19 protein-coding genes are annotated in these 18,574 nt (G+C 69.0%); 9 read left to right on the top strand and 10 right to left on the bottom strand.

The window, feature by feature from the left end:
* Nucleotides 1-2: 2 nt before the first annotated feature.
* The 3 genes from QNO21_RS11710 to QNO21_RS11700 are packed head-to-tail and all read left to right on the top strand — an operon-like array spanning nucleotide 3 to nucleotide 3,132.
* The gene (locus QNO21_RS11710; protein ID WP_257518070.1) at nucleotides 3-1,217 is read left to right on the top strand and encodes a substrate-binding domain-containing protein; all 1,215 of its coding nucleotides are present in this window, start codon (nucleotides 3-5) and stop codon (nucleotides 1,215-1,217) included.
* Nucleotides 1,218-1,221: 4 nt separating this feature from the next.
* On the top strand, nucleotides 1,222-2,079 hold the full coding sequence (locus tag QNO21_RS11705; RefSeq protein ID WP_257518069.1) for a sugar phosphate isomerase/epimerase family protein: 858 nt from the start codon (nucleotides 1,222-1,224) through the stop codon (nucleotides 2,077-2,079).
* A 45-nt stretch (nucleotides 2,080-2,124) separates the two neighbouring features.
* Nucleotides 2,125-3,132, top strand: a complete 1,008-nt coding sequence (locus QNO21_RS11700; RefSeq protein ID WP_257518068.1) for a sugar phosphate isomerase/epimerase family protein — start codon at nucleotides 2,125-2,127, stop codon at nucleotides 3,130-3,132.
* 172 nt (nucleotides 3,133-3,304) lie between these two features.
* Here QNO21_RS11700 and QNO21_RS11695 read toward each other — a convergent pair whose 3' ends face one another.
* From QNO21_RS11695 to QNO21_RS11665, 7 genes are all read right to left on the bottom strand, one after another.
* Nucleotides 3,305-3,766 carry a MarR family winged helix-turn-helix transcriptional regulator gene (locus tag QNO21_RS11695; RefSeq protein WP_257518067.1) on the bottom strand — a complete coding sequence of 154 codons (462 nt, stop codon included), beginning with the start codon at nucleotides 3,764-3,766 and terminating at the stop codon, nucleotides 3,305-3,307.
* 10 nt (nucleotides 3,767-3,776) lie between these two features.
* Nucleotides 3,777-5,585, bottom strand: coding sequence for an MDR family MFS transporter (locus QNO21_RS11690; protein WP_374211394.1), 1,809 nt, complete (start codon nucleotides 5,583-5,585; stop codon nucleotides 3,777-3,779).
* 149 nt (nucleotides 5,586-5,734) lie between these two features.
* Nucleotides 5,735-6,385, bottom strand: coding sequence for a YqaJ viral recombinase family protein (locus QNO21_RS11685; RefSeq protein WP_257514287.1), 651 nt, complete (start codon nucleotides 6,383-6,385; stop codon nucleotides 5,735-5,737).
* 92 nt (nucleotides 6,386-6,477) lie between these two features.
* A complete protein-coding gene (locus QNO21_RS11680) occupies nucleotides 6,478-7,185 on the bottom strand; it encodes a hypothetical protein (RefSeq protein WP_257518065.1) in 708 nt (235 codons plus the stop codon).
* Between the two features lies 1 nt (nucleotide 7,186).
* A complete protein-coding gene (locus QNO21_RS11675; RefSeq protein WP_257518064.1) occupies nucleotides 7,187-7,831 on the bottom strand; it encodes a hypothetical protein in 645 nt (214 codons plus the stop codon).
* Complete coding sequence (locus QNO21_RS11670) at nucleotides 7,818-9,014, bottom strand: putative T7SS-secreted protein (RefSeq protein WP_257518063.1); 1,197 nt, start codon at nucleotides 9,012-9,014, stop codon at nucleotides 7,818-7,820. Before QNO21_RS11670 ends, QNO21_RS11675 begins: the two co-directional genes overlap by 14 nt.
* Nucleotides 9,011-9,337 carry a hypothetical protein gene (locus QNO21_RS11665; RefSeq protein WP_257514283.1) on the bottom strand — a complete coding sequence of 109 codons (327 nt, stop codon included), beginning with the start codon at nucleotides 9,335-9,337 and terminating at the stop codon, nucleotides 9,011-9,013. Before QNO21_RS11665 ends, QNO21_RS11670 begins: the two co-directional genes overlap by 4 nt.
* A 331-nt stretch (nucleotides 9,338-9,668) precedes the next feature.
* Between QNO21_RS11665 and rplJ the strand changes: the two genes are divergently transcribed.
* Nucleotides 9,669-10,157, top strand: coding sequence for a 50S ribosomal protein L10 (gene rplJ / locus QNO21_RS11660; RefSeq protein WP_257517444.1), 489 nt, complete (start codon nucleotides 9,669-9,671; stop codon nucleotides 10,155-10,157).
* Between the two features lie 50 nt (nucleotides 10,158-10,207).
* Nucleotides 10,208-10,588 carry a 50S ribosomal protein L7/L12 gene (rplL, locus tag QNO21_RS11655; RefSeq protein ID WP_257494172.1) on the top strand — a complete coding sequence of 127 codons (381 nt, stop codon included), beginning with the start codon at nucleotides 10,208-10,210 and terminating at the stop codon, nucleotides 10,586-10,588.
* A 50-nt stretch (nucleotides 10,589-10,638) separates the two neighbouring features.
* On the opposite strand, the gene QNO21_RS11650 is transcribed toward rplL, so the two are convergent.
* Nucleotides 10,639-11,679: a LacI family DNA-binding transcriptional regulator gene (locus QNO21_RS11650; protein WP_257518062.1), complete on the bottom strand. Its 1,041-nt coding sequence runs from the start codon at nucleotides 11,677-11,679 to the stop codon at nucleotides 10,639-10,641.
* A 296-nt stretch (nucleotides 11,680-11,975) separates the two neighbouring features.
* Between QNO21_RS11650 and QNO21_RS11645 the strand changes: the two genes are divergently transcribed.
* The 3 genes from QNO21_RS11645 to QNO21_RS11635 all read left to right on the top strand — a co-directional run bounded on the left by QNO21_RS11645 (nucleotide 11,976) and on the right by QNO21_RS11635 (nucleotide 15,495).
* Nucleotides 11,976-13,307: an ABC transporter substrate-binding protein gene (locus QNO21_RS11645; RefSeq protein ID WP_257518061.1), complete on the top strand. Its 1,332-nt coding sequence runs from the start codon at nucleotides 11,976-11,978 to the stop codon at nucleotides 13,305-13,307.
* Nucleotides 13,308-13,393: 86 nt separating this feature from the next.
* Nucleotides 13,394-14,527 (top strand): carbohydrate ABC transporter permease, encoded by a 1,134-nt coding sequence (locus QNO21_RS11640; protein WP_257518060.1) that lies wholly within the window; start codon nucleotides 13,394-13,396, stop codon nucleotides 14,525-14,527.
* Nucleotides 14,524-15,495: a carbohydrate ABC transporter permease gene (locus tag QNO21_RS11635; protein ID WP_257518059.1), complete on the top strand. Its 972-nt coding sequence runs from the start codon at nucleotides 14,524-14,526 to the stop codon at nucleotides 15,493-15,495. The genes QNO21_RS11640 and QNO21_RS11635 overlap by 4 nt, the downstream gene beginning before the upstream one ends.
* A gap of 133 nt (nucleotides 15,496-15,628) precedes the next feature.
* Here the strand turns inward: QNO21_RS11635 and QNO21_RS11630 are convergent, their stop codons facing one another.
* Together QNO21_RS11630 and QNO21_RS11625 are read right to left on the bottom strand one after the other, a co-directional pair.
* Nucleotides 15,629-16,288 (bottom strand): DUF305 domain-containing protein, encoded by a 660-nt coding sequence (locus QNO21_RS11630; RefSeq protein WP_257518058.1) that lies wholly within the window; start codon nucleotides 16,286-16,288, stop codon nucleotides 15,629-15,631.
* Nucleotides 16,285-16,914 (bottom strand): thioredoxin-like domain-containing protein, encoded by a 630-nt coding sequence (locus QNO21_RS11625; protein WP_257518057.1) that lies wholly within the window; start codon nucleotides 16,912-16,914, stop codon nucleotides 16,285-16,287. Before QNO21_RS11625 ends, QNO21_RS11630 begins: the two co-directional genes overlap by 4 nt.
* 245 nt (nucleotides 16,915-17,159) lie before the next feature.
* On the opposite strand from QNO21_RS11625, the gene QNO21_RS11620 reads away from it, so the two are divergent.
* On the top strand, nucleotides 17,160-18,539 hold the full coding sequence (locus QNO21_RS11620; RefSeq protein WP_374113665.1) for a multidrug effflux MFS transporter: 1,380 nt from the start codon (nucleotides 17,160-17,162) through the stop codon (nucleotides 18,537-18,539).
* Nucleotides 18,540-18,574 lie beyond the last annotated feature (35 nt).

Genomic DNA, 18,574 nt, shown 5'->3' with positions numbered 1-18,574 from the left:
CAATGCGACGATCAATGAAGATCGCCACCACATCGGTGGCCTTCGTCGGCCTCTTCGCCCTCGCGGCGTGCACGACCGACCCCGCGGTGGCGCCGCCGGACGCCACCGAATCCGGTGACGCGGCGGCGCCGGCCGGCAACGAGTGGTTCGACCAGGAGCTCTTCGACGCCCAGTTCGCCCAGCGCGAGGTGGAACCCGCCGGCCCCGAGGACGAGCCGTACCTGCAGCACATCGACGCGGAGATGGTCGACACCGCGCAGTACGCCAGCGACGGTGCGAAGAAGGCGTGCTTCGCCAACGCGTCGATCTCCAACCCGTGGCGTCAGACCGGCTGGATCACGATGAACCAGCAGCTGAAGGCGCTGCAGGACGCGGGCGTCATCAGTGAGATGGAGACCCGCGACGCGCAGGACTCCGACGACACCCAGATCGCGGACATCGACTACTTCATCGCCGAGGGTGACTGCGACGTGTTCGTCATCTCGCCCAACTCCACGGCGGCCATGACGCCCGCCGTCGAACGCGCCTGCGAGACCGGCAAGCCGGTGATCGTGTTCGACCGGGGCGTGAACACGGATTGCCCGGTGACCTTCATCCACCCGATCGGCGGGTTCGCGTGGGGCATCGACACCGCCCAGTTCCTCATCGACAACCTGCAGGAGGGCGACAAGGTCGTGGCGCTGCGGATCCTCCCGGGCGTCGACGTGCTCGAGCATCGCTGGGCGGCGGCGGAGAAGCTCTTCGACGAGGCCGGCATCGAGGCGGTCGACTACTTCTCCGGCGGCGACCCGGCCGAGATCAAGAACATCCTCAGCGACGAGCTCGCGAAGGGTGACGTGGCAGGTGTCTGGATGGATGCCGGCGACGGCGCCGTGGCCGCCATCGAGGCGTTCGAGGACGCCGGTGCGGATTACCCCGTCATGACGGGGGAGGACGAGATGAGTTTCCTGCGCAAGTGGCAGGACACGGGCCTCACGGGCCTGGCGCCGGTGTACTCCAACTTCCAGTGGCGCACGCCCCTGCTGGCGATCCAGAGCATCTTCGCCGGGGAGGAGATCCCCAAGGAGTGGGTGCTGCCGCAGAGCCCCGTCACCGAGGACGAGCTCGACCGCTACCTCACCGAGAACGAGGGCATGCCCGACGGTCACTACGCCAAGTTCGGCGGTGAGAACCTCCCGGGCTACCCGGAGGTCTGGCAGCAGCGTCAGATGCCCTGACGACATGCGTCGGATCATCGGCGTCAACACCTGGGTGTGGACCTCGCCGCTGACGGATGAGTCGCTCGACCGCCTCGCTCCCCGAATCGCTGCGATGGGGTTCGGGGCGGTCGAGCTGCCGCTCGAAAGCGTCGGCGACTGGTCGGCATCGCGAGCGCGGGACCTGCTCGACGCGCTCGGGTTGCGCGGTGTCGTCGTCGGGGCGATGGGACCAGGGCGCTCCCTGCTCGAGCGGGCGGGAAACGTCGCGGCCACCCAGCAGTACCTCCGCGTCTGCATCGAGGCGGCCCGCGTGCTCGGGAGCCCCGTCGTGGCCGGGCCCCTCTACGCCCCCACGGGGGTCACCTGGCGGATGAGCGCGGCGGAGCGGGAGGATGCCGCCGCGCAGCTTCGCCGCAACCTCGCGCCCCTGGCCGAGCTCGCCGTCGACAGCGGGGTCACGCTCGCGATCGAGCCCCTCAACCGCTACGAGACGAGCGTGGTGAACACCGTGGGGCAGGCGCTGGAGGTGTTCGGGCCGCTGCTGGGGTCGGGCGTGGGCCTGGCGCTGGACACTTACCACCTCAACATCGAGGAGAAGCGCCCCACCGACGCCATCCGTGCCGCCGGAGGCGCCATCGCCCACGTGCAGGTGTGCGGCAACGACCGGGGCCCGGTCGGAGACGACCACACCGACTGGCCGGCGGTGCTCGACGCACTCGACGACGCGGGATACGACGGGATCCTGGGCGTGGAGAGCTTCACGGGGGACAATGCCACCATCGCCGTCGCGGCATCTGTGTGGCGTCCGCTTGCGGCATCCCAGGATGCGCTGGCGGAGAGATCGCTGGCCTATCTCACCGCGCTGGACGAACAGCGCTGACCCCGCATCGCCGACGATGCGGGCACCACTTGCGAAGGAGCACACATGGCACACCACCCCGTCACCCTCTTCACCGGCCAGTGGGCCGACCTGCCCTTCGAGGAGGTCGCGCGCCTGGCCGCGGGATGGGGCTACGACGGCCTCGAGGTCGCGGCATCCGGGGACCACCTCGACCTCCGCCGCGCCGACGAGGACGACGCGTACCTGAGGTCGCGGCTCGAGATCCTCGACCGCCACGGGCTGTCGCTCTTCGCGATCTCGCACCACCTGGGCGGGCAGGCGGTGTGCGACGCGCCGATCGACTTCCGTCACAAGGCGATCCTGCGCGACTACGTGTGGGGCGACGGCGAGCCCGAGGGGGTGCGCCGGCGCGCGGCCGAGGACATGAAGCGCGCCGCGCGGGTGGCCCGCAAGCTCGGCGTCGACACCGTCGTCGGCTTCACGGGGTCATCGATCTGGCCGTACGTGGCGATGTTCCCGCCGGTGCCGGCATCCGTCATCGAGGCGGGCTTCGAGGATTTCGCCGCCCGCTGGAACCCGATCCTCGACGTCTTCGACGGGGAGGGGGTGCGGTTCGCGCACGAGGTGCACCCGAGCGAGATCGCGTACGACTACTGGAGCTCGGTGCGGGCGCTGGAGGCGATCGACCATCGCGGCGCGTTCGGGTTCAACTGGGACCCCAGCCACATGATGTGGCAGAACATCGACCCCGTCGGGTTCATCCTCGATTTTCCCGACCGCATCTACCACGTGGACTGCAAGGACACCCGGCTGCGCCCGCGCAACGGCCGCGCCGGCGTGCTGGGTTCGCACCTGCCGTGGGGTGATCCGCGCCGCGGCTGGGACTTCGTCTCGACCGGGCGGGGCGACGTGCCGTGGGAGGATGCCTTCCGCGCCCTCGATGCGATCGGCTACGTCGGGCCGATCTCGGTCGAGTGGGAGGATGCCGGCATGGACCGGCTGCACGGGGCCGCGGAGGCCTTGGGGTTCGTGCGCTCGCTGCTGTGGGAGGCTCCGACAGCGTCGTTCGACGCCGCTTTCCAGAACCAGTAGGCGGGGGGAGTACCGGGCCGCGCCGCGCCCGCTGCCGCGCAGCCGCCCGCCCGCCCGCCCCCGCCCCCGCAATCGCTGAAACGACATCTGGCGGCCGAGACCGTGGGAAACAACCATGGTCTCGGCCGCCAGATCGGGTCTCACGGTTCAGAAGCCGGGAAAGCGGGTCCCGTCAGGCCGGGGGCGTGCCGGTCGTCAGGGCGCGCAGCAGTTCGGTGAGGTTGCGGATGTCGCCCAGATCCCAGTCCTCGAGCGCGGCGTGCAGCGTGCCTTGTTGCGGCGCACGGGCCGCGGCCAGGCGCGCCAGCCCCTCGGGGGTCGGGGACAACAGGCTCGATCGGCCGTCCGCGGGATCCGGCGTGCGCGTGACCAGCCCCAGATCCTCGAGCTCGCGCACGGTGCGGCTCAGCTGTCCCTTGTCGACCGCGAGGGTCTCGGCCAGGGCAGCCTGCGTCACCGGCTCGCAGCGCACGATGCTGGTGAACACCTTGTAGGCGCCGGGCAGCATGCCGGGACTCACCCGGTCGGCGTTCTCGGTGATGATCTTGCGGAAGCGGACGATCAGCTCGCTGAACTCCCCTTCCAGGGCCCGCACCGCCTCGGCGCGTTCCTCGGAGGTCTCCTCGCTCGTCATCGTGACCACCCTACCGGCGCGCATCGCGGGGGCCGGAGGCCTCGTCTGCGGCATCCGTCGGGTCTGCGGCATCCGTCGGGTCCACGACATCCGTCGCGTCCATGACGCGGTTGGAGGCCGTGAGGGAGCTCATCCCCTCGGGAACCGAGACCGTCGCGAAGTCGGCCTCCGCGGCGTGCAGGCGTTCGGTGGTGGTCATCGAGGTCAGCGGGGTGCGCGGGAGGAAGACGATCGCGACGAGGCTGACCACGGCGAACGGCACCGCGATGAGGAAGGCGCGCGAGATGCCGTTGGCGTACATCTGCTCGAAGATCACCCGCAGCGCGGGGGGCATGGTCGCGACGGAGGGGAGGGCGCCGGTCTGCAGCTGGGCGGCCCAGACCGGGCCCTGCTCGCCGAGGCTCGCCAGGGCGGCGGCGATGTCGTCGGCGCGCTCGGCGACGAGCTCGGTGACGCGCGAGGCGAGGGCGGCGCCCATCACCGACACGCCGATCGTGCCGCCGAGGCTGCGGAAGAACGTCACTCCCGAGCTCGCGACGCCGATCTGGGAGGGCTTGGCGGTGTTCTGCACCACCAGCACGAGGTTCTGCATTGTCATGCCCACACCCGCACCGAGCAGGAACATGTAGATCGACACGAGCGTGAAGTCGGTGTCGTACTCGATCGTCGACAGCAGCGTCGAGCCGGCGGTCAGCAGGACGGCACCGATCACCAGGAACGCCTTCCAGCGGCCCGTCTTGGTGATCAGCGCGCCGATGCCCATCGACGAGACCAGCAGGCCGGCGATCATCGGGATGGTCATGATGCCGGCTTCGGTGGGCGTCGCGCCGCGGGCGAGCTGCATGTACTGGCTGAGGTAGACCGACGCACCGAACATCGCGATGCCGGTGGCGATCGAGGCGATGACCGACAGCGTGAAGGTGCGGTCGCGGAAGAGCGTCAGCGGGATCAGCGGCTCGCGCGAGCGCAGCTCCACCAGCACGAACAGGGCGGCGCCGACGATTGCGCCGCCGAGCATGAGCGCCGACTCGACGCTCCACCACTGGAACGAGTCACCCGCGAGCGACACCCAGATCAGCAGCAGCGACACCGAGACCGACAGCAGCACGATGCCGAGGTAGTCGATGCGGGCCTTCTGCTTCGGCCGCGGCGGCACGTGCAGGTTGCGCTGCACGATGAGCAGGGCCGCGACCGCGACGGGGAGGGCGACGAAGAAGTTCCAGCGCCAGCCCCAGGCATCCGTGATGAGGCCGCCCAGGAGCGGACCGCCTACGGTTGCGACGGCCATGACGGCGCCGAACAGGCCCATGTAGCGGCCGCGTTCGCGTGGGCTGATGATGTCGGCCATGAGCACCTGGCTGAGGGCGGCGAGGCCGCCGGCGCCGATGCCCTGAAGCGCCCGGAAGGCGATGAGGGTCTCGGGGTTCTGCGAGAACCCGGCAGCCGCCGTGGCGAGCACGAAGATCACGATCGCAAGCTGGTACAGCACCTTGCGGTTGGTGAGGTCGGCGAGCTTTCCCCAGATAGGCGTGGAGATCGCGGTCGTCAGCAGCGTCGCGGTGACGACCCACGTGAATGCGGACTGGCCGCCGCCGAGGTCGTGCAGGATGACCGGCAGTGACGTCGAGACCACCGTCGAGGCGAGCATCGACACGAACATGCCGAGGATCAGGCCGGAGAGGGCTTCGAGCACGCGGCGGTGGGCGAGCTTCTCCGCAGTGGTGGCGGGATCGTTCGGGCGGGGGGACTTCGGCACGGGTCTCCTTGGGATGGATGCGAGACGGTGCGACCACGCTGGCGACCGGAAGTTGATGGACATCAACGGTTGAGATAGGTCAACTGTATCTCCGGGGTTGACGTGAGTCAACCATTTCGGCGGAGAGGGTCGCCACCGCCGTAGGTGAATACTCACTCGGGAACGCGAGTACTCACTGGGGAAGGCGAGTACTCACTGGGGAACGCGAGTACTCACTCGGCGAGGGCGAGGGCGCGGAAGGGCTCGCGCGGGGCGGTCGGCGGGGCGACGAGGGTGCGGCGCTGCATCGTGCGGTGGTACAGCTCGTCGATGAGGGCGGTGGCGAGCTTCACCAGCTTGCCGATCTCGTACTCGTCGCGGTCCACCCATGCGCACCGCGGTTCGTCGCCGACGGGCACGAAGTCCACGTGCTGCTCCCAGGTCACGAGGGTGCGCTCGGCGCCGAGCACGTGCTGCTGCCACCACACCTGACGCAGGTAGGAGCGCGGAATCGACCGCCAGTGCTTGTTGGTCGTCTTGATCTCGGCCAGGATCACCCGGCCGTTCTTATCGAGTCCGACGCCGTCGGGCGTGGCCAGGTGCCGTTTCTCGACCACGGCGTGGAACAGTGCCGACGACGGCTGGATGCCGTGGGTCGCGGCGACCCAGCGGGCGATCTCCGGTTCGCGGCGGCGTCCGTGATCGGTGTAGGCGTTGCCCGAGAATCCTGATCCGAGCAGCTTGGCGTCGGCGGCGCGGGCGATCGCCTTCTCGGATGTCAGCGCCGCGACATCCGTTGCCGTGATGCCGCGCGAGCGCGCCCGCACCCACGCCACGCGGTCGCGGGAATCCGCGACGATGCGAGCGGAGAGTTCGGGGGTCACACATCGACCCTAAACCCGGCCGCCGACGGCATCCGCCCTCCACGCCGCTCGGCGGCGGGTCGGATCTCGTCGGCCGGGCGCGCCGCAGCCGGTCAGGTGCGGGCGCGGCGCATCCGCCGTTCGTAGCCCAGTGGATCGCGATGGCTGTAGCCCACCTGAATGCGCTGGATGCCACCGAACTGCCCGATCGTCACCGCAACGAACAGCACCGACCACAGCACCGCGATGACCGCGAGAGTCGGGTCGGGGTCGACGGCGGTGGCGTAGAAGATCATCGACAGCGAGAACACCGCCGCCAGAAATGCGCCCACCGATGAGATCACCCGGATGAGCAGGTCGGGGGAGTAGGCAAGGAAGCGCACCGCGAAATAATCACCCGGGACGGGACGGCGCGCGCCCGACAGGTACGGCAGCGCTGCCCAGAAGGCCGTGGCCCGGGCAAGGCGTCGTCCTGACAGATGCAGTCGCCACAGCAGCAGAGTCGAGGGCAGTGCGAGCGCAAGGGCGATCACGACGCCGACGGCGCCGGAGAGTGCAGCCGTCGCTGGATCTGTGCCCGCCACCGACAACCCGAAGCCGGCGAAGATCGCGGCCAGCCCGGCGGCGGCATCCCCCGTCGTGCCCAGCAGCCCGAGCAGCCACCGTGACGTTCGGCCGTAATCCGCCCGCACGGCCTCGGTGGCCGCGTCCACGCCGGCGATGTTCATGCCCTGCGGCACGGTGGCGACCTCGCCCGCGGCCCGCGCGCGCTCCGCCGTTTCCACAAGGGCGAGCGTCGCCGGCTGGATCATTGCGAACACGTCAGTCTCCTGGGGGGACGGAAGCGGCCAGAATATCGGGCCCGGGGTAGGCCGGCGCCTCCTGGTCGGGATCGAGCAAGGTCGTGGAATCCAGTGCGAGCGCAGCGTAGGGCGCAAGGGCGTCGAGGTGCTCGGGGTCAGGGGTCAGCGCCACCACGAACACATGGCCGCTCGCGTCGGGGAGCGGCACATCGGCGAGGATGACCCCGACCTCGTCCCCGTTCGGCAGAAGGTAACGGCTGGTGGTCGACCACCCGTTACGGCCGTCGAGGGCGACGAACGATTCCGTCTGCACGTCGTCGCCGATGCGGACGAGGCCCGACAGGCTCCCCGCCATTCGCGCCGCCCGTGCGTCTTCGGGGGAGGGGAGGATCGTCGTGCCGATGAAGAACACCGTGGGCGTCTCCGAGATCCAGGGGAAGATTCCGGCGAAGGTGAACGCGAAAGGCGCTGCGCGCAGCACATCGCGGCCCGCGCGGAAGCCTTGCGTCAGTCCGGCACGCGTCTCGTCGTCCACCGCGTCGCCCGCGGCGGCCAGATACTGCTGCCACCAGCCCTCGGCGACGGTGTCGTCACGGAAAGCCGCCAGCTCGATCCAGCCCTGCGGCACCCGCTGCCACGGTATCCGCGGCTCAGTCGCGGCCACGCTCGGCCAGTTCCGCATCGGTGCGCGGGCCGTCGCCGGAGGCGAGGTTGCGCACGCGCTCGCCGAGGTTGACCGCGGGCTGGGTCATCGCGCCGACCATGTCGGTGCCGGACATATGCGCCTCCGTGAGCTTGGTCGACATCCACAGGGTGTTGGCCTGCAGGGCGATCGGGTTGAAACGCAAGGCGAGCGTGAGGCTGCCGGCTGCGGCGGCCGAACCGCCGCCCGCGAGAGCCAGGCCTCCGCCGCCCTGGATCACCGGGATCAGCACCTGGCGGGTGCCGTTGCCCAGCGCGGTGCCGAGTTTACCCAGCGCACCGCCGAGTGCGAGCCCGGCGAGCCCCATGACGAAGTCGCCGGCCGCGCCCTCCTCCCCGCGCAGCGCCTGCAGGCCGTCGATCGCGACCGAGGCGATCGCGAGCCCCAGTGCGATGGCGCCGATGGCCTGGCCCACCCCCGGGATGAACGCGGCGAACAGGGCGACGACCGCCATGATCGGACCGATGGTGTCGATGATGTCCTCGAGGATGGGCATCACGTTGTCCATGAACCAGTCCGCGGCATCGGCGATCGAGTCGCCCACGCCGCTGACGAAGTCCTTGAACTTGTCCCAGTTGCTGCCCGAGTACTTGGAGATGATCTCCGAGCTGCCCTGAAGCGCCTGGGCGCAGACCGTGGCGCACCCCTCGACCTCGGACTGCAGCGTCCGCGCGCGACGGCGGATGCCGTCGAGATCGCCTTGCGCGCTCTCGGCGAGCCGCAGGGCGAGGGCCAGGTCGTCGCCGGCGCCTTCCGCCAGCGGGTCGGCGCGGTACTGCGAGGTCGTGGTCGCCAGCGAGCTCTGGCGGCTGGCGAGCGTGGCCTGCGCCACGCGGGCCTGTTCTTCCAGGCGGGCTGCGCGCGCCTGGAAGTCGGCGAGCCGGTCGGCCCACTCCGTCAGCGCCCCCCGGGAATCCTCGAAGGCGGTGCGGATGTCGCGCAGGTGGGGGCGGAACTCCGAATCCAACGACGAGCGGAAGGCGTCGGCGGTCATGCCCTGCCACTCCGCGGAATCCCCGCCTCTCATGAGGTCCAGTGCATCGTCGGCGCTCCGACGGCCCGTCTCCAACTGCTCGGCGAAGGAACGCACCGCCGCGACATCGCCCGGCGCCGGGTCGAACCCGAGCGCGGCGAATGCGCTCACCGCGCACCACCGGGTCGGTGCGACGCGGCCTGCGACGGCGGCGTGCTGAGCGCGTCGGCGAGCGCGTCGTCGGTGCCCTCGAACGCGTCGGCGACGCCGTTGAGCGCGGTCGCCGCACCGCCGGCGTATTCGCCGAGCTTCTTCAGCCCGATACCCCACGAGCTCCCGAGCTCGTCCAATCGGCTGCGAAGGTCTGCGTGGGCCACGCTCGCCCCCGAAATCGACGCGAATCCGCTTGTCGCAGCCTCCAGGCGTTGACCGATGTCCGAAAGCGTCGCCTGCGTCCGCCGCAGCGCCTCGGTGTCCACTCTGAGATCCGGCATCAGCTCTCCTCCCTGCTCGCACTCAGCGTAGGAACGGTGCGGGGGAGAGGGGGATGGGGAGAAGTCCCCAATTCTGGGGCCAGGGCGGATTTTGCCGCATGGAGCGTACGACGTATGCTGGGACACAAGCCAAAGACCGTCGGTCATCGGTGTGCGCGCAAGCGCATCACGATCGAAGCTCTGCACAGCAGGGGCCCACGCAGGTGTACAGAACGATTCTCAGGAATTCAGCTCCGTGCGCTTGCGCCGGAGCTTTTTTGTTGTGAGGGAGCGACGGGCTGAGGTCGACGCCCGCCACCGCGGAGCGTCTCGTACACATCAAGGAGTGACCATGGCGCAGAAGGATGCATCGGTCGCCGAGCTCACGAAGAACTTCGAGAACTCGAACGCCGTCCTGCTGACCGAGTACCGCGGTCTGACGGTTGCCCAGCTCAAGCAGCTGCGCAACGACATCCGTCAGGACGCGCAGTACGCCGTGGTGAAGAACACGCTGACCAAGATCGCCGCGAACAACGCGGGGATCACCGCGCTGGACGAGGACCTCAAGGGTCCGTCGGCCGTCGCGTTCGTGCACGGCGACTTCGTCGCCACCGCGAAGGCTCTGCGTGACTTCGCCAAGGCCAACCCGCTTCTCGTGATCAAGGGCGGCATCTTCGAGGGCAACACCCTCACTGCCGACGAGGTCAACAAGTACGCCTCGCTCGAGAGCCGTGAGGTTCTGCTGGCGAAGGCGGCGGGCATGATGAAGGCGACGATGGGCAAGGCTGCGGCCACCATCGACGCGCTTCGCGAAAAGCTGGAGACCGCTGAGGCCGCGTAAGCGACCCGCGGCATTTTTCCCACAAACCCCATCTATCTAGGAGATACATCATGGCGAAGCTCACCACTGAGGAGCTGCTCGAGCAGTTTGCCGGCCTGACCCTCGTCGAGCTCAGCGAGTTCGTGAAGGCGTTCGAGGAGAAGTTCGACGTCACCGCTGCTGCTCCCGTCGCCGTTGCCGGCGCCGGTGGCGGCGCTGCTGCTGAAGAGGTTGAGGAGAAGGACTCCTTCGACGTCATCCTCGAGGCTGCTGGCGACAAGAAGATCCAGGTCATCAAGACGGTCCGCGAGCTCACCTCGCTGGGCCTCGGCGAGGCCAAGGCCGTCGTCGACGGTGCCCCCAAGGCCGTCCTGGAGGGCGCCAACAAGGAGGCCGCCGAGAAGGCCAAGGCCGCTCTCGAAGAGGCCGGCGCGACGGTTACCCTCAAGTAATCACGCTTCTGCGATGAAGGCCCCGGATGCCACGGCATCCGGGGCCTTCATCATGCGTGGTCCAGCAATCCGGTGTCGGTCACGACGACCCCCGGCGTGCCGCTGGGTGCGGCGGTGGAATTGCGCACGATGAGCCGCGCCTGAAGCAGGTGGGCGGCCGGCGTCGCCGTCGGCGACTGCAGTTCGCCCACGAGCATGCGGGCCGCTGCCACGCCCTGCTGGCGTGGGTTCTGCGCGAGGGTCGTCAGTGAGAACATCTCGGCGTATTCGTGGTCGTCGATGCCGACGACGCTGAGGCCGCCGGGAACGGGGATGGCCAGCCGCCGAGCCGCGATGATGGCTCCCACCGCCGCCTCGTCGCAGACGGCGACCAGAGCCGTAGGACGAGCGCGGGCGTCGCTCAGCGCGTCGACGGCCGCGGCATACCCTCCGGGCAGCGAGGCCGGCGCGGCGATGTGACGAGGCGGAAGACCCGCCGCAGCCATCGCCCGCTCGTACCCCTCGTAGCGCCGCCGGTCCACGCACGCCCACGGCTGCGCGTCGCCGCCGCCGAGGAAGGCGATGTCGGTGTGCTGCAGGGCGAGCAGGTGCTCGGTGGCCCGCTCCGCAGCGTGCGCGTCGTCCAGCGTCACCACGCCGGTGCCGGCGTCGCCGACGACGCTGACCACCGGTCTGCCCAACCGCAGCAGGCGGTCCAGCTCGTGATCGTCCGGGTCGAGGGCGACGGCGATGAGCCCGTCGAACCGCTTGCGGGCCAGGAAGTCGTCGAAGATGCGGCGGCGCCCCGCCGTTCCGGGCCGGGCGTCGTAGAGGGTCAGGTCCAAGCCGTGGGAGAGAAGCTCGGATTGGATGCCCTCGAGCACCTCGGCGAAGAACCAGCGGTTCAGCCGGGGCATGATCACCCCGATGTTGCGGGTGCGTCCGGTCGCGAGGCTGACCGCGCTCGTCGACGGGACGTAGCCCAGCGCCTCCGCCGCCTCTTGCACGCGTCGGCGCGTCTGATCCGAGACCTGGCTGCTGCCCGTGAGGGCGCGACTGGCCGTCGCCTTCGAGACGCCGGCGCGCCGCGCGACGTCGGCAATTCCGCTCATGAGAGATCTCCTTCGATTCACCGTCGCCGCATCATTGTGGCGCGAAACTCGGAACCGGTTCCAGCGGCATCCTGCCACGAACACCGAGAACCCCGCCACTGCGCCGTCGCCGAGCGGGGCCAGGGTGGGAGCGCACCCATGGTTGCCTTTACCGACTTGTTATCAACCGTGGTTGAGTCCTGTGTCAGCGTCCCCTAGCGTGGGAGCCGGAAGCGGTTCCAGAACCCGCACCGCTTCCCGCACGATTTGTGTAGCGACGACGCGCCGCGCGCGTCGGCTCGATGAGGAGGACACGCATGAAGACCATCCCGCGCAGAATGCTTGCAACCGGATCGCTCCTGACGGTCGGAGCGCTCGCGCTCGCCGGCTGCAGCGGCGGCCCGGGATCAGGCGGTGGGGGCGGCGAGAGCGGCGCCGACGACGGCAACGTCGTCACCATCTACGGAACGATCTCGGACACCGAGGCCGACCTGCTCGAGGAGTCGTGGGCAGAGTGGGAAGAAGAGAACGACATCGACATCGAGTACGAGGCGTCGAAGGAGTTCGAAGCGCAGATCGCGGTGCGTGCGCAGGGCGGCAACGCCCCCGACCTCGCGATCTTCCCGCAGCCCGGTCTGATGAAGGACATGGCGGAGCTCGGGTTCCTCAAGCCCGCTCCGGAATCGGTGGTCGAGAACGTCGAGGAGTACTGGTCCGAGGACTGGGCCGAGTACGCCACGTATGACGGCACCCTCTACGGCGCACCGCTCATGGCGAGCGTCAAGGGCTGGGTCTGGTACTCGCCGACGTTCTTCGAGGAGAACGGGTACGAAGTGCCCACCGACTGGCAGGGTCTGCTGGACCTGACCGCTCAGATCCAGGCCGACACCGGCGGCGCCCCCTGGTGTGCGGGCTTCGGCTCGGATGCCGCAACCGGCTGGCCGGGAACGGACTGGGTCGAGGACATCGTGCTGCGTCAAGCCGGCCCCGAGGTCTACGACCAGTGGGTCGCCAACGAGGTGCCCTTCACCGACCCGCAGATCGCTTCGGCGTTCGAAGAGGTCGGCAAGATCCTCAAGAACCCGGATTACGTCAACGCCGGCTTCGGTGGCACGGACACGATCGTGACGACCCCGTTCGGCGACACGGCATCCGCACTCGTCTCGGGTGAGTGCGCCCTTCACCACCAGGCATCCTTCTTCGACGGCTTCATCGTCGACGCGGGCGGCACGGTGGCCGAGGACGGCGACCTGTGGGCCTTCCAGACCCCGAGCTTCGGCGGCGCGGCCGCTGAGGGCGCGGTCGTCACCGGCGGTGGCGAGATCGTCGGCGCGTTCAGCGACGACGAGGCCACCCAGAAGGTGCAGACCTACCTCTCCAGCCCTGAGTGGGCGAACTCGCGTGTCTCGCTGGGCGGCGTCATCAGCGCCAACACCGGCCTCGACCCCGAGAACGCCTCGAGCGAGATCCTGAAGGAGGCCATCTCTATCCTCCAGGACCCGACCACCACGTTCCGGTTCGACGCGTCGGATCTGATGCCTTCGGGAGTCGGCACCAACACGTTCTTCAAGGGCATGAACGACTGGGTCAACGGTTCGGACACCGCCACGGTGCTCGAGCAGATCGAGTCGGGGTGGCCGTCCAGCTGACGGTTCCACGCATGGCGGGGCCGACCGCGACAAGCGGCCGGCCCCGCTTTTTTCCCAGAGTGCGCTGACGAACTCGAAAGGAACCCATGTCCGCCTTCTTCCAGTGGCTGAGCAACCTCACGCCGCTGCTGCAGATCCCGATCATCATCGGCGTGTTCGTCGTCGTGGTCGGGCTCATCCTGTTCCTCGTGGAGATCGCGCCCCGTCGCGGGCGCATCTACACGGTCATCCGCCTGGCGGTGTGCGTCGCCGCACCTGCGCTGGTGCTGCTCGTCCTGGAATCGTGGACCGAAGCGGTCATCGCCGCGGCGGTGCTGGGCCTGCTGTTCTTCTTCCTCGACATGCGCTCGAAGGAGGGCGCCGGGTCGCTGTTCGTGCTCGTGGCGTTCCTGGCGCCGGCGCTGCTGCTCGTCGTCGTCGGCCTGATCATTCCGGCCATCCAGACCACCGGCCAGGCGTTCATGAACCGCAACACCACCGAGTTCGTCGGGCTCGAGAACTTCGCCTGGATCTTCACCCAGCCGCAGGGCATCCGCGTCGTGGCGAACACGATCGTGTGGGTCGTCATCGCGCCGGTCGTCTCGACCATCGCCGGCCTGGCGTACGCATACTTCATCGACAAGACGCGCGGCGAGAAGTACTACAAGATCCTCGTCTTCCTGCCGATGGCGATCTCGTTCGTGGGCGCCTCGATCATCTGGCGCTTCGTCTACACCGCCCGCCCGGCCGGCCAGGAGCAGATCGGCTTGGCCAACCAGGTCATCGTGTGGCTCGGCGGCGAGCCGCTGAACTTCCTCGCGGTGCAGCCGTGGAACACGCTGTTCCTCATCGTCGTGCTCATCTGGGTGCAGACCGGTTTCGCGATGGTCATCCTCTCCGCCGCCATCAAGGGTGTGCCCACCGAGCAGATCGAGGCGGCCCAGCTCGACGGCACGAACGGGTGGCAGCGGTTCATCAACGTGATCGTCCCCGGCATCCGCGGATCTCTCATCGTGGTGCTGACGACCATCTCGATCGCCTCGCTGAAGGTCTTCGACATCGTCCGCACGATGACGGCCGGCGCGAACAACACCTCCGTCATCGCCAACGAGATGTACACGCAGTTGCGCAGCTTCGAAGGCGGACGCTCGGCTGCGTTCGCCGTCGTGCTGTTCGTGCTCGTGCTGCCGCTCGTGATCTACAACGCCAGGCAGCTGAAGAAGCAGAGGGAGATCCGATGAGCAACGTGGCGCCGATCGACCTCCCGGTCGACGAAGAGACCCGGCAGGACCTCCGACGCGGTGAGCGCAAGATCGAGCGCTCGGTCGCCGGACGCACGAAGAACCGCCTCACCTCGCGCGGGGCAACCCTGGCCGCGCTGGTCATCGCCGTGCTGTGGACGCTGCCCACCTTCGGCCTGTTCATCTCGTCGTTCCGACCGCGGGAGCTCATCCAGACCACCGGATGGTGGACCGCGTTCTCCAACTGGGGATGGACGTTCGAGAACTACACCGAGGCTCTGCAGGCCGGCAACAGCCAGCTGAATATGGCGGGCGCGTTCGTCAACTCCATCGCCATCACCCTTCCGGCGACGATCATCCCGATCTCCATCGCCCTGCTCGCGGCCTACGCCTTCGCGTGGATGGACTTCCGCGGCAAGAACATGCTGTTCATCATGGTGTTCGCCCTCCAGATCGTGCCGATCCAGATGGCGCTCATTCCGCTGCTGCAGCTGTTCTCCAACGGCACCCTGTTCGGGTTCCCGGTGATCGAGGGGATCGGCCAGGCCGGCTACGCGCAGGTGTGGATCGCGCACACGATCTTCGCGATGCCGCTGACGATATTCCTGCTGCACAACTTCGTCTCGGAGATCCCGGGCGAGGTCATCGAAGCGGCGCGTGTGGACGGTGCCGGGCACGGGCAGATCTTCTTCCGCATCATCCTGCCGCTGACGATGCCCGCCATCGCGTCGGTGGCGATCTTCCAATTCCTCTGGGTGTGGAACGACCTGCTCGTGGCGCTGATCTTCGCGGACGGCAACGTCGGGCCGATCACGAAGCTGCTGGCGGAGATGACCGGAAGCCGTGGCCAGGACTGGCACCTGCTGACGGCGGGAGCGTTCATCGCGATCATCGTCCCGTTGATCGTGTTCCTCGCGCTGCAGCGGTACTTCGTGCGCGGCCTGCTGGCCGGCTCGACGAAGGGGTGACCGGCCGCAACGGCCCCTGAGACGAACACTGACGGCCGAGACGGTGGGTGATTCCCACGGTCTCGGCCGTCAGTGTTCGTTTCACCGCTCGGTGGGCGGTGGGGCCGCGACCGGCGGGCGGTGGGGGTGGGGGTCAGGGGGAGCAGGCCAGGCGCTGCTGGGCGGCGGTCATCGCGTCGATCTCGAACCGCTGGGAGTCCCTCATGCTCGCGGCCACGGCGAGGGTGCGCGGTTCCGAGCCGAGCTCCAGCACGGCTTCGGCCATCGGGATCGCGCCCTGATGGTGGCGGATCATCAGCGACAGGAACAGGCAGTCGCCGGCGGTGCCCTGCGCCTCGGCGAGAGCGGTGAGCTCAGCGGGGGATGCCATGCCCATGGCCTCGCGCTCCTGCTCGGGGGAGAGGGTCGCCGTGCCCGTGACGCCGTGATCGTGACCGGCATCCGACGCCGCCATCCACGCCATGGGTGCGCCGCCGGCCTGCGGGAGCCCCCACTTGACCAGCCAGTCGAACATCTCGCCCCGCTGGCCGGCCTGCCCCGTGGCGATGTCGTAAGAAAGCACGCGCAGCTGTTCGTCGTCGGTCTTGCGATAGGCCGTCATCGCCATCTCGATCGCCTGCGCGTGGTGCGCCTGCATGTCGCGGGCGAACCCCGCTTCGGCGGAGTCGTTCGCGGGAAGGGCCGGACCGGATGCCGTGAAGGTAGAGAACCGGCCGGCGGCGAAGGCCACCGCGGCGACCGCGACCGCAATCAGCACGACCGCGATCCACCGACGCCGCGGGGCCTCGGTCATGACTGCTTGCCCGGACCGTCGATGGCGCCGGTGCAGGCGGCGTTGGGCTCGGGGACGCTCTGGCTGCGCCAGTAGGCGTCCAGGAAGTCCTCGATGCGCTCGTCGTCGGGTCCGTCGAGCTTCAGCTGGGCGTTCCATGCGCTCATCACCACGGGCGCGTCGAGGCCCTCGTGGGGGGAGAGGAGCACGTAGCTCGACGGCAGCTTGGCCTTGATGGCATCCAGGCCCGCCTCGTCGACGGCATCCGCGTCGTAGGTGATCCACACGGCGCCGTGCTCGAGCGAGTGCACCGCGTTCTCGTTCGGGACCGGCTCGGAGTAGATGCCGCAGTTCAGCCAGGCGGCGTTGTGGTCGCCGCCGGCCGGCGGGGTCTGCGGGTAGGCGACGGTGCCTTCGACGTGGGTGGCGGTGTTCTCGAACGTCTCGACGCCCGGGATCGCCGTCCCGTCGCCGTCACCGCGGTCGTATGCGACGGGCTTGGGCGTGAAGACGATGGATGCCACGACGAGCGCGATGACCGCGATGGCCGCAGCGACGCCCACGGCCCACCACACGAGCTTGCTGCGGCGACGCTTGGCGAGCTCCCCGCTGGTACTGCGCGAGCTTCTCCTGCTTCTGCCGCTCACGCTGCTGCTTGACGGTGAGGGCGATGTCGGCCTGGGTGGCGGGGTTGCCGCTCACACGCTTGGTGGGGCGGTCGGAGGGTGTCGGGGTCATGTGTGATCTCGGTTCGGAGGGGCGCACGGGGCGCGCGGGGGCGCGACGGTCGCCTCAGCCTATTCGCACGCATAGGTCAACGGCTGGGAAGGAGCTAGACTCGTCCGGTTCTCGAATCGTTTCGACGATTCCGCCCTGCGACTCCCTGGATACCGTGCTCGATACTTCGCCCGTCCCCACCGTCTCCGCCGCCGACTCCTCAGGCACCGACCGCCCCGCTACGACCGGTGCCATCCGCACCGCAGGCCGCACGGCGACCGGTGCCATCCGCACCATGGGCGCCAACCCCACGACCGCTCCGATCGTGCTGCACCCCGGTGACGCGCTGTCGACCCGCCGCCGCGTGCTCTACGTCATCCTGCTCGGTGCGCTCACCGCGCTCGGGCCCTTCACGGTGGACCTCTATCTGCCGGCCTTCCCGGCGCTCGAAGAGGACTTCCGCACCTCAGCAGCGTCGATCCAGCTGACCCTCACGGGCACGATGATCGGCTTCGCCCTGGGTCAGCTCGTCGTCGGTCCGCTCAGCGACAAGGTGGGCCGCCGCGTGCCGCTCATCGTCGTGACCGCGCTGCACGTGGTCGCCAGCGCGGCGGCCGCGATCGCGCCGAACCTCGAGCTCCTCATGCTCGCGCGGGTGCTCATGGGCGCGGGCGCCGCCGCCGGCGGTGTCGTCGCGGCCGCCATCGTGCGCGACCTGTTCGGCGGTCGCCGGCTCGTGGTCATGCTGAGCCGGTTGGCGCTGGTGTCCGGTGTCGCCCCGGTCGTCGCACCGCTCATCGGCTCGGCGCTGCTGACCGTCGTGCCTTGGCGCGGCATCTTCGTGGCCCTGGCGATCTACGGCGTCGTCATGCTCACCTGCGCGGTGGCGTTCCTCCCCGAGACCCTGCCCGCGGCCCGCCGCGCTGAGCGGGGATCGACGACCGTGCTGCAGCGGTATCGCTCCGTGCTCAGCGACCGCGTCTTCATCGGCGTGCTCATCATCGGCGGCATGACCTTCAGTGGGCTGTTCTCGTACCTCTCGGCATCCTCGTTCCTCTTCCAGCAGACCTACGGCTTCGACCCCCAGCAGTACGGACTGCTGTTCGCCATCAACTCCGTCGGCGTCGTCATCGGCGTGCAGACCGCATCGCGGCTGGCCGCCCGCTTCGGCCCGCAGTGGGTGATGGCCTTCTCGACCGCGGTGCTCGTGGTCGCCGGATCGGCCATCCTGGTCTGCGACGCCCTCGACGTGGGCATCTGGGGTGTGATGGTGCCGCTGTTCATCTTCATGACCGGATGCGGGTTCACGTTCCCGTGCGTGCAGGTGCTGGCGCTGGACCGCCACGGTAAGGCCGCCGGCACTGCGCAGTCGCTCGTCGGCGCCGTCAACTTCGGTGTGGCGGGCCTCGTCTCGCCGCTCGTGGGGTTGATCGCGGGCGATGGCGGCATCACCCCGACGACGATGGCCTCGGTCATGGTCGGTTGTGGCGTGATCGGGGTGCTGGCGCTGTGGCTGGTCGTGCGTCCGCAGACGGTCGAGCGCCTCGCGCCGTAGCGCCTCGCGCCGTAGTGCCCGTTTGCGCGGGCGGC

The sequence above is a fragment of the Microbacterium sp. zg-Y818 genome (assembly GCF_030246905.1).
Lineage (GTDB): Bacteria > Actinomycetota > Actinomycetes > Actinomycetales > Microbacteriaceae > Microbacterium.
The sequence above is the reverse complement of the archived record's forward strand: the minus strand, read 5'-3'. Positions and strand labels throughout refer to the sequence as shown.

Excerpts from the sequence above, each read along its gene's own strand:
- QNO21_RS11710 (WP_257518070.1), top strand. The coding sequence starts at position 3 with ATGCGACGATCAATGAAGATCGCCACCACATCGGTGGCCTTCGTCGGC.
- QNO21_RS11705 (WP_257518069.1), top strand. The coding sequence starts at position 1,222 with ATGCGTCGGATCATCGGCGTCAACACCTGGGTGTGGACCTCGCCGCTG.
- QNO21_RS11700 (WP_257518068.1), top strand. The coding sequence starts at position 2,125 with ATGGCACACCACCCCGTCACCCTCTTCACCGGCCAGTGGGCCGACCTG.
- QNO21_RS11695 (WP_257518067.1), bottom strand. The coding sequence starts at position 3,766 with ATGACGAGCGAGGAGACCTCCGAGGAACGCGCCGAGGCGGTGCGGGCC.
- QNO21_RS11690 (WP_374211394.1), bottom strand. The coding sequence starts at position 5,585 with ATGTCCATCAACTTCCGGTCGCCAGCGTGGTCGCACCGTCTCGCATCC.
- QNO21_RS11665 (WP_257514283.1), bottom strand. The coding sequence starts at position 9,337 with ATGCCGGATCTCAGAGTGGACACCGAGGCGCTGCGGCGGACGCAGGCG.
- rplJ (WP_257517444.1), top strand. The coding sequence starts at position 9,669 with ATGGCGCAGAAGGATGCATCGGTCGCCGAGCTCACGAAGAACTTCGAG.
- rplL (WP_257494172.1), top strand. The coding sequence starts at position 10,208 with ATGGCGAAGCTCACCACTGAGGAGCTGCTCGAGCAGTTTGCCGGCCTG.
- QNO21_RS11650 (WP_257518062.1), bottom strand. The coding sequence starts at position 11,679 with ATGAGCGGAATTGCCGACGTCGCGCGGCGCGCCGGCGTCTCGAAGGCG.
- QNO21_RS11645 (WP_257518061.1), top strand. The coding sequence starts at position 11,976 with ATGAAGACCATCCCGCGCAGAATGCTTGCAACCGGATCGCTCCTGACG.
- QNO21_RS11640 (WP_257518060.1), top strand. The coding sequence starts at position 13,394 with ATGTCCGCCTTCTTCCAGTGGCTGAGCAACCTCACGCCGCTGCTGCAG.
- QNO21_RS11635 (WP_257518059.1), top strand. The coding sequence starts at position 14,524 with ATGAGCAACGTGGCGCCGATCGACCTCCCGGTCGACGAAGAGACCCGG.
- QNO21_RS11630 (WP_257518058.1), bottom strand. The coding sequence starts at position 16,288 with ATGACCGAGGCCCCGCGGCGTCGGTGGATCGCGGTCGTGCTGATTGCG.